The organism is Alcanivorax sp. HI0044, assembly GCF_001634945.1.
The window spans coordinates 1-1,221 of the sequence record NZ_LWEZ01001504.1 but is presented as its reverse complement, the minus strand read 5'-3'; the positions used below and the strand labels follow the sequence as shown (position 1 = coordinate 1,221).

The 1,221-nt window shown below is 61.3% G+C and carries 2 protein-coding genes; both read left to right on the top strand.

What is annotated here, in order from left to right; genetic code table 11:
* On the top strand, positions 1-552 hold a 552-nt coding region (locus A3730_RS22690), incomplete at its 5' end, for a DnaB-like helicase C-terminal domain-containing protein (protein WP_304439524.1).
* A gap of 90 nt (positions 553-642) precedes the next feature.
* Positions 643-1,221, top strand: a 579-nt coding sequence (locus A3730_RS22685; protein WP_197477579.1) for an alanine racemase, incomplete at its 3' end; no start/stop codon positions are given.

Sequence of the window (1,221 nt, the reverse complement as noted above, 5' to 3'; positions counted from 1 at the left end):
GACTGGCCGCGTATCACCTCTGCCATTCATATGCTCAGTGAGCAGCGCTTCTTTATCGACGACACGCCGGCACTGAGTCCGCTGGAAATGCGCGCCCGTGCCCGCCGGGTGGCCCGTGAATGTGGCGGCGAGCTGGGCCTGATCATGGTCGATTACCTGCAGCTGATGCAGGTGCCGGGGGTGGAAAACCGGGTGAACGAAATCTCGGAAATTTCCCGCTCCCTGAAAGGGATTGCCAAGGAACTGAATTGCCCGGTGCTGGCCCTGTCCCAGTTGAACCGTTCCCTGGAACAACGGCCCAACAAGCGCCCGGTGATGTCGGATCTGCGGGAATCCGGGGCGATTGAGCAGGATGCGGATTTGATCGTTTTCCTGTACCGGGACGAGGTGTACAACAAGGACAGCAACGAGCGCGGTGTGGCCGAAATCATTATCGGCAAGCAGCGTAATGGTCCTATCGGCACCGTGCGGCTGGCCTTCCGCGGTGAGTTCACCCGCTTCGATGACCTGGCGCCGGAATACTATGCCCAGCTGGCGGCAGGGGATGAATAAAACGCTGGACGCTAGACGCCGGATGCCGGATGCGACGTCCCGTTCTTTAAACGTCAGGCGTCAGGCGTCCGGCGTTGGGCTGCACCTGCTATGAGAGGCACCCGAGTCGAAATTCGTCCTTCTGCGCTGGCGCATAATGCGCGTCTGGCCCGGCAACTGGCTGATGGGGCTGAGGTGTTTGCCATGGTCAAGGCCAACGGCTACGGGCACGGCCTGTTGCGGGCGGCGGATGCCATGCACGACAACGTGTCGGGCCTGGGGGTGGCGCTGGTCGAAGAGGCACGTGCGCTGCGAGAAAACGGCATGACCTTGCCGATTCTTGTGGCCGAAGGCTTCTTCGATGCCGAAGAGCTGAAGGAGGCGGAGCGGCTATCCCTTGAGGTAGTCGTGCACTCGTTATGGCAAGTGGATTTGCTGCTGGCCAGCCCTTGCCCGGTGCGCATCTGGTTGAAAGTGAACACGGGCATGAACCGTCTTGGTTTTCGCCCGGACACGGCCCTGCAGGCAGCGGCGCAATTGCGGGCAGCGGGAATGGCACCGGTGGGTGTCATGAGCCATTTTGCCTGTGCGGATGTGAGTCAGGATACCTATTCCGAGAAACAGCTGCTGGTCGCCGGGCAGATCGCGGAGCAACTGATGCTGCCGTTATCGGCGTCCAACTCGGCAGCG